The organism is Streptomyces sp. SID1328 (assembly GCF_009865595.1).
Lineage (GTDB): Bacteria > Actinomycetota > Actinomycetes > Streptomycetales > Streptomycetaceae > Streptomyces > Streptomyces griseoluteus.
Map to the genome: position 1 here is coordinate 1 of NZ_WWKH01001029.1, position 7,875 is coordinate 7,875.

Consider the following 7,875-nt stretch of genomic DNA (forward strand, 5'->3'; position numbering starts at 1 on the left):
ACGAAGTTCGATCCACCCGCCCACTCTGCGCACCCCTTCGCCCGCCTTCCACCACCGACGTGCCGCCATGCCCCGCACGAGTGATCTCTCGCCCCGTGGGGAGGGCGTGGCGCGGACGCGGGGTGACGCCGTGCGGCCGTAGCCGGCCGGCGATGCCGCTGCGGTCCCTCCACGGCATCGCCGGCCGGCTACGGCCGTATGCTGCCGAGGACGAGCACGCGGAACAGCGGTAGGGAGTACCCAGGTGAAGGTCGGCTGCATCGGACTCGGCGACATCGCGCGGAAGGCGTATCTGCCGGTCCTCGGCACACAGCCCGGCCTCGACCTCCACCTCCAGACCCGCACCCCCGCCACCCTCGCCGCCGTGGGCGACTCGCTGCACCTGCCCGCCGGGCAGCGGCACGAGACGCTGGACTCGCTGCTGGACGCCGGGCTCGACGCGGCCTTCGTGCACGCGCCCACCGCCGTCCACCCGGAGATCGTCACCCGGCTCCTGGAAGCGGGCGTCCCCACGTACGTCGACAAGCCGCTCGCCTACGAACTCACCGACTCCCAGAAGCTGGTGGAGCTGGCCGAGCGCCGGGACGTGCCGCTCTTCGTCGGCTTCAACCGGCGTTACGCCCCCGCCTACGCGCAGGTCCTGGAGCACCCACGCGACCTGATCCTGCTCCAGAAGAACCGGGTCGGCCTCCCCGAGGAACCACGCTCGATGATCCTGGACGACTTCATCCACGTCGTCGACACCCTGCGCTTCCTGGTCCCCGGCCCGGTGGACGACGTCACGGTGCGGGTCCGTACCGAGGACGGGCTGCTCCACCACGTCGTGCTCCAGCTCTCCGGGGACGGCTTCACCGCGCTCGGCGTGATGAACCGGCTCAGCGGCTCGGCCGAGGAGATCCTGGAGGTCTCCGGGCAGGACACCAAGCGCCAGGTGATCAACCTCGCCGAGGTGATCGACCACAAGGGCCAGCCCACCGTGCGCCGCCGGGGCGACTGGGTGCCGGTGTCCAGGCAGCGCGGCATCGAGGGCGCCGTCCTCACCTTCCTCGACGCCGTCCGCGCGGGCGAACCGGTCAGCGCACGGGACGCGCTGGCGACTCACGAGCTGTGCGAGCGCGTGGTACGAGCGGCTCAGGACCCGTCCGGCGCGGCCTGAGCGTCCGCACGCCCTCCGTCACACCGAGCACCGCCAGCACCAGCAGCGCGCCGTCCACCGGCCAGTCGCCGTGCCGGACGTACGGGGTGACGCCGTGCGCCAGCGGTACGTCGTACACGTGGGCGGCGCTCGCGCCGGTGCCGAGCCGGGGGCCGACGCGTTCGCCGTCGGGGCCGTAGACCGCCGAGACGCCGGTCAGGGTGGCGTGCACCATGGGGCGGCCGGTCTCGGCGGCCCGCAGCGCGGCCAGCGAGGCATGCTGCTCGGGGGCCCAGCTGTGCTGGAAGGACGAGGTGGCGGACTGGCCGAGGAGTATGTCGGCGCCGTCCTCGGTGAGGTGGCGGCCCATGTCGGGGAAGGCGGTCTCGAAGCAGACCAGCGGGCCGACGCGCAGGCGCCCCGCGTCCATCACGACCTGCTCCGTGCCCCGGTGCCGGTCCTCGCCCGCCGCCTTGCCGACCGAGGTGGCCCAGCCGAGCAGGGCGCGGGCCGGTATGTACTCGCCGAACGGGACCAGCCGCATCTTGTCGTACCGGTCACCGGTGGGGCCGTCCGGGCCGATCAGGACCGAACTCTTGTAGATGCCGGGGCGATCCGAGCGGCGGGCGTCGACGTTCACCAGGATCTCGGCGCCGGTCTGCCGGGACAGGGCGGCGATCCTGCGGGCCAGGCCGGGGCGGTCACCGAGGTCGTGGCCGACGCTGCTCTCGCCCCAGACGATCAGGTCCACGTCCCGGCCCGCCAAGTGCCGGGTCAGCGTCTCCTCCCGTGCGAACCGCTGCTCCGGGCCGTCGTACACGCCGGGCTGGACCACCGCGATCCGCGCCCGTCCGTCCACGTCGGCGCGCGGGGCCCAGGCGTACGCGGCGCTCGTCGCGGCGGCGGTGGCGAGCAGGGAGGCCACGGCGGGGACGCGGGAGGTGGGGACCGAAATCAGCACCGCGAGCGCCACGTTGACGGCGACCACCAGGAAGCTGAGCAGCCAGACCCCGCCCACCGAGGCGAGGCGGAGCGCGGGGCCGACCTGCCACTGGGTGGAGCCGAGCATGCCCCAGGGGCCGCCGAGACCCTGCCAGGAACGGACCAGTTCCACCGCCAGCCACGCGGAGGGCAGGACGAGCAGGGCGGCCGAGGCGCGGGCGGGGGAGGGGGTGCCGCCCAGGAAACGGCGCACCAGCCGGCCCCAGGGGGCCCACAGCGCGCCCAGTAGCGCGGCTATCAGGAAGATGAACACATGCAGGCTCGGCAGCAGCCAGTGGTGCACGGCCACCATGAACCCGAGCCCGCCGCACCAGCCGTCGAGCGCGGCCCGGCGTCCGGTCGGCGCGGTACGGGCCAGCGCGATCCAGGGGACGAGGGCGACGTAGGCGAACCACCACAGCGCGGGCGCCGGGAACGCGAGCACGGGCAGCGCGCCCGCCAGGACGGCTGCGCCGGAGCGGGGCCAGGGGGAGTCCAGTATCCGGCCGACCGACCTCGTGTTCCTCATCCGGAGTCTCCCTCCCCAGGGCTCTCAACCCAGTGTGCGCGTCTCGCGCGATCTACGACAGGGGATATCGGGTGGCAGAGTGGGCTCCGGGTGGCCGGATCTGGAGAGGCCCACCACGATCACGGTGCCAGGCGTACCGGCCCGAGATCGGGTCCCGGCGGCCCGCGAGGGTCGCTTCCCCGCCGCAGGGAGCCGGTCCCGGATGACGTGGGTCATCACGCAGTGTTCACAGACCTGTGCTGCCATGTGACCTGTGGGTGACGTCGGCGGTTGTGCCCGGATTGCCGGTCAGGGACGCAGGTGGGCCAGGAGTTCCGTACTGGCGGGGTATCCCTGCTCCTGGGGCAGCAGTCGGGTGGCTGAGTCCAATTCGCCGTCCCCGACGAGTGCGTGGATCTTGTGGGCGAGCGGGGTCACGTCGCTGATGGACACGATCCACTCGTCCGCGTAACGCGACGATGCCTGACCCGAGAGCCCCAGTTGCAGCGAGCGGTGTGGCCGGGGACGCAGGTGCAGATCGCGTTCGGGGTCCCACTGGACACGAGCCGGTGCGCGCTTGAGGTCACGCTGCCAGGTGTCGCGATCGGGATGCAGTTCGCGAACGTAACTCGACAGGCAGGCATGGCGCAGCGCCCAGTCGAAGCCGTCGCGGGTGATCTCGACGGCGAGGACGGTCTCCTGCCCCTCCTTCATGCCCCAGCCGGAGCGGTACATCATCCACATGAAACTGGGTTTGATCCACGTCATGCGGCCACGCTTCCACGCGGCGGGAAAACGGCCGTCTCGGACGGCGGGCAGTCCGATCTCAGGGGAGTACGCCTGGTAGACGGTAATCGTGGACGCCGTGTGGAGCGCGCGGATCCTGCGGAGCGGTTCTTCCATGGCGTACAGCGTGGGCTCGGTCAGCTCAGGTGACCACCGATTTTCGACCCGTTGCTCGATCCGACGGAGCACGCCGGCCGCAAAGACCCAGAGCACACCACAAGCTGACTCAGCCACTGCCGAAGGAGGCCGGTTACTCGGTGCGCTGTCGACCTCACATGAGTGGGGTCCTGGATGGAGGGATACAGGGGGAGAAGTCTCCCCGCTGATCCAGTGCTCGAGGCAGGAGCCGCCGAGGACCCGGCTCGACACTGGGTCCTCTGCGGCTCTGTGGTTCAGTCGGTGCCGTCGCCGCACCTGGGCTCGGCGAGCCTGTGCTGCCGAGCCGTTCGTGTCCGCGGGGACGGCTGGGTGCCGTCCTTGGCGACCGGCTGGAAGTAGTGGTCCAGCGCCCAGGCGGCCACGCGGGTGCCGGCCCGGCAGCCGACTACGTCCGCCGTGCGGGAGTGGACGCCGCCCCACACCCGCGCGTCGACGACCTCTCGGTTGAGGTCGTCGGCGGACCCGTAGAACCGCGTGGTGCCGGTGACCTCGGAGGGGACGTGGAGGTCGAGGTGCGAGGTGCGGAGGACGCCGGTCAGGGCGCGTGCCACGGCGGCGGCGACGGTCGTATGGCCGGCGATGTAGTCCGGGTGTGGTGGGGTGAGGAGCAGCGGCTCCCAGGCCGGGTCCGCCGTCGTCGCGGGGTTGCCGTCGGTGTCGGCGAGGCGGATGGCGGTGATCGGCCGCCAGGTGCCGTAGTGGAGCTTGGCGTCCCATGCCGTGACGACGGCGTCGGTCGCCGACGCGTTCACCGCGGCGAACAGCCGGGCCGTCTCGGCGATGCCGAGCCGGTGCCGGGCGGCGTGGTCCCGTACGGCGATCTGGACCTGTTCGACCAGGTTGCCGCTGAAGAAGAGGGCGGTCTCGGTCTGCTGCGCGCTCCTGCCCGAGCCGGTCTTCACGCCCATGGTCTTCAGCTCCTGGACATCCTCGGCGTAAGCGGCCGAGGGGAGGGCGGGTGGCTTGCCGGGCCGGAACTGCTGCGGGGAGGCGAGCAGGAGGGGGCGGAGCCTGGCGAGCCAGGTGTCGATGAAGGGCTGGAACGCGGGCGGGGTGGGCCGCCAGACCCCGGGTGCCGGGGAAGCGGTGAACGGAACGTCCGCGAACCTTCCGTCCCCTTCCCGGAGTTGGATGATGCGGGCGGCGGCGCGCTTTCCGTAGTCCACGCCCTGGTCTCTGGTATGACTGGCCGGAAGAGCGGCGAGCGAGTCCGCGTAGGCGGTGTCGAGCCGCTCCTTGAAGGCGGGGAAGTAAGTGAGCAGCACGTCGTGGGCCGCGGTGGCGGCGGCCGCCGCGGAGGATGCCTTGGCCGGACCGCGCTCGTGCCATTTGTACAGGGCGTAGCCGCCTTCGATCCCCACCACGGCGTTGTACACGGCGACGGAGACGAATCCCTCCCAGATCGCTGCCTGCCCGGAGGGGCGTGGGCCGAGACTGGTCTTGATCGTGTCGGTGGCGATGGCGTTCCACTCGCGGACCACGGCTGCCGGGTCCGCCGCGGTCCGGGTGTGCGCCTCGGGGGGACTTGTCGCGGCGGTGAGCGTCACGAGGGCGATCGCCGCGACGGCACAGATGAATCCCCGGGCAGGGGAACGCGGAGGAGCGGGAAGAGGGGGCTCTTGATGCACAGCGTGCTCCCTAGAGTCGAGTGCCCAAGGCATAGCAACGGCCTACTTGGTGGGCAAGACAACTCGCCGCGAACCGGACAGGTCTACGGCGCCCTGGAACGCCTCACCGCCCGCTGTGGGGAGATCACCGCCGGACAGCCCCTGCATCCGCCCCGGGCCCCGGCGAACCGCGCTTCCCTCGTTACCCGAGAGCTCCTCATTGCAGCCTGTCGACCTGCTCTGTGACCGTCCGTCGAATCCTCGCCACGAATCTCGGCTCGTGCCCGACGACGGCCAACATCCGACCGCGACCTTCGACCGCATCCGCACCGCCCTGCGCACCCTCACCCCGGACACCGCGTCAGCCCCAAGCAGGCCGGTCCGACTCCTCACCGGAGAGGTGGCCGCGCGGTACGCGGACGGCATCCGGGACGTGACCCCGCTGGCCCGGCAGAGCCATGAGGCGGTCCGGGCCGGCCGGACGGAGGAAGCGGGCACCCTGCTGCCCGAGGAGTCGCCCTACCCCGTGCCGGAGGGGCTGCTGACTCACCTGGGCGCGTAGATCACCGGGGCGGGATGCTCGCACTACCCTGGCGACCATGATTCGCGCTGCGGTCTTCGATGTCGGTGAGTGTCTGGTGGACGAGACGACGGAGTACGGGACCTGGGCCGACTGGCTGGGCGTACCCCGGCACACCTTCTCGGCGGCGTTCGGCGCGGTGGTGGCCCAGGGGCGGGATCATCGCGAGGTGTTCGAGGAGTTCCGGCCCGGCTTCGACCTCGCGGCGGAGCGGGAGCGGCGGGCCGACGCCGGGATGCCGGAGGCGTTCGGCGAGTCCGACGTGTACGACGACGTCCGCGACACCCTGGCCGCCCTCCGCGCGGACGGCCTCTGGCTCGGCATCGCCGGCAACCAGGACGCCCACGCCGCCCGCCTCCTGCGCGAACTCTTCGCCACGGACGTCGACCTGATCGGCACCATGGCCGACTGGGGCACCGCCAAGCCCGACCCGGCCTTCTTCGCCCGCCTGACCTCCCTGGTCCCCGCGGAACCGGACGAGATCCTCTACGTCGGCGACCGCCTCGACAACGACATCCGCCCCGCGGCAGCGGCCGGCCTCCACACAGCCCTCCTCCACCGCGGCCCCTGGGCCAGACTGACCTGGCCCACGAAGGACGCCCACCGCCTCCCCCTGTTCCGCATCGAGAGCCTGCTGGAACTGTCGGGCCTCATCAGGGAGTTCAACAGGTCGGCATGAAGGGGGATCAGCCCGCCGACTCCGCCGCGTGCGGGCTCAGGACGCCCGCGGTGACCAGGGCGATGATGACGATGCCCAGCGTCACTCGGTAGTAGACGAAGGGCATGAAGCTCTTGTTGGAGATCCACTTCATGAACCAGGCGATCACCGCGTAGCCGGAGGCGAAGGCGATGACCGTGGCGAAGAGGGTCGGGCCCCAGGCGACCTCGCTGTTCTCGCCCAGGGAGTCCTTGACCTCGAAGACGCCGGAGGCGAGGACGGCGGGGATGGCGAGGAGGAAGGAGTAGCGGGCGGCGGCTTCGCGCTTGTAGCCCATGAAGAGGCCGCCGCTGATGGTGGCGCCGGAGCGGGAGACGCCGGGGATGAGGGCGCACGCCTGGCACAGGCCGAAGATCAGGCCGTCGCGGATGCCGAGGTCCTTCAGGGTCTTGCGCTGCTTGGGGCTGCGGTGCCGGCCGCCGGACTCGTCGCGGGCCGCCAGCCGGTCCGCGATTCCTATGATCACGCCGACCACGATCAGCATGGTCGCGGTGATCCGCAGGTCGCGGAACGGCCCCTCGATCTGGTCCTTCAGGGTCACGCCGAGCACGCCGATCGGGATCGAGCCGACGATCACCAGCCAGCCCATCTGCGCGTCGTGGTCGCCCCGCATCGACTTGTCGAACAGCGAGCGGAACCAGGACGAGATGATCCGCCCGATGTCCTTGCGGAAGTAGATGAGGACCGCCGCCTCCGTACCGATCTGCGTGATCGCGGTGAAGGCCGCGCCGGGGTCGTGCCATCCGGAGAAGGCCGCGGTCAGCCGCAGGTGCGCGCTGGAGGAGACGGGCAGGAACTCGGTGAGCCCCTGGACGAGTCCGAGGACGAGCGATTCAAACCAAGACATGGAGGTGTGGCGTCCAAGCGCTGGGGAGCGTAGGGGTGATCATGCGACGCAGGGCAGCGTAGCGGGCGCCGATGGCAAAGCCTTCACAGGGGGTTGGTCATGCGATGGTCATGAACGCCGGTGGGCCGGGGGGTTCACCAGGGAGGTCCCGGCGCCGGCGTCAACGTGCGCGCAGATGGTGGCGCTTGCGCCAGGCCAGCGCCGTACCCGCCAGTGCGGGCAGCCCGATCACGGCCAGCGCGATCAGGAAGGCGGGGGAGGTGGGCGCGGAGGCACGGGCCCCGGCGACGGCGTACGCGGCCGTGTTGGGGATCGAGCCGAGCGCCGTGGCGACCAGGAACGGCAGCGTGCGCATCCGGGAGACGGCCGCGCAGTAGTTGGCCGCCCAGAACGGCACCCCCGGGAACAGCCGGGCCGCCAGCATCGAGCGGAACCCGTGCCGGCTGAGCTGCCCGTCGGCCGCCTTCAGCCAGCGCCCGCGCAGCAGCGGCCGGAGGGCGTCCTGCCCCAGTGCCCGCCCGAGCCCGAACGCCAGCCCGGCGCCCAGCACCGTG

8 protein-coding genes are annotated in these 7,875 nt (G+C 71.6%); 3 read left to right on the forward strand and 5 right to left on the reverse strand.

What is annotated here, in order from left to right:
- Positions 1–244: 244 nt before the first annotated feature.
- Positions 245–1,156 (forward strand): Gfo/Idh/MocA family oxidoreductase, encoded by a 912-nt coding sequence (locus GT030_RS33235; RefSeq protein WP_161204250.1) that lies wholly within the window; start codon positions 245–247, stop codon positions 1,154–1,156.
- Here GT030_RS33235 and lnt read toward each other — a convergent pair.
- The 3 genes from lnt to GT030_RS37480 all read right to left on the reverse strand — a co-directional run bounded on the left by lnt (position 1,074) and on the right by GT030_RS37480 (position 5,116).
- On the reverse strand, positions 1,074–2,645 hold the full coding sequence (lnt, locus tag GT030_RS33240; RefSeq protein ID WP_161204251.1) for an apolipoprotein N-acyltransferase: 1,572 nt from the start codon (positions 2,643–2,645) through the stop codon (positions 1,074–1,076). The two genes, GT030_RS33235 and lnt, sit on opposite strands and share 83 nt — an antisense overlap.
- A gap of 288 nt (positions 2,646–2,933) precedes the next feature.
- The gene (locus GT030_RS33245; protein ID WP_161204257.1) at positions 2,934–3,527 is read right to left on the reverse strand and encodes a DUF4291 domain-containing protein; all 594 of its coding nucleotides are present in this window, start codon (positions 3,525–3,527) and stop codon (positions 2,934–2,936) included.
- Between the two features lie 275 nt (positions 3,528–3,802).
- The gene (locus GT030_RS37480; RefSeq protein ID WP_346009797.1) at positions 3,803–5,116 is read right to left on the reverse strand and encodes a vanadium-dependent haloperoxidase; all 1,314 of its coding nucleotides are present in this window, start codon (positions 5,114–5,116) and stop codon (positions 3,803–3,805) included.
- A gap of 340 nt (positions 5,117–5,456) precedes the next feature.
- Here GT030_RS37480 and GT030_RS33255 point away from each other — a divergent pair, with 340 nt between their 5' ends.
- Both GT030_RS33255 and GT030_RS33260 read left to right on the forward strand, forming a co-directional pair.
- Positions 5,457–5,738, forward strand: a complete 282-nt coding sequence (locus tag GT030_RS33255) for a DUF4291 domain-containing protein (RefSeq protein ID WP_161204253.1) — start codon at positions 5,457–5,459, stop codon at positions 5,736–5,738.
- A 37-nt stretch (positions 5,739–5,775) separates the two neighbouring features.
- Positions 5,776–6,435: an HAD family hydrolase gene (locus GT030_RS33260; protein ID WP_161204254.1), complete on the forward strand. Its 660-nt coding sequence runs from the start codon at positions 5,776–5,778 to the stop codon at positions 6,433–6,435.
- A 7-nt stretch (positions 6,436–6,442) separates the two neighbouring features.
- On the opposite strand, the gene GT030_RS33265 is transcribed toward GT030_RS33260, so the two are convergent.
- Together GT030_RS33265 and GT030_RS33270 are read right to left on the reverse strand one after the other, a co-directional pair.
- Positions 6,443–7,321: an undecaprenyl-diphosphate phosphatase gene (locus GT030_RS33265; RefSeq protein WP_161204255.1), complete on the reverse strand. Its 879-nt coding sequence runs from the start codon at positions 7,319–7,321 to the stop codon at positions 6,443–6,445.
- Positions 7,322–7,481: 160 nt separating this feature from the next.
- Positions 7,482–7,875: VTT domain-containing protein (locus GT030_RS33270; RefSeq protein ID WP_161204256.1), on the reverse strand; the 394-nt coding region annotated here is incomplete at its 5' end.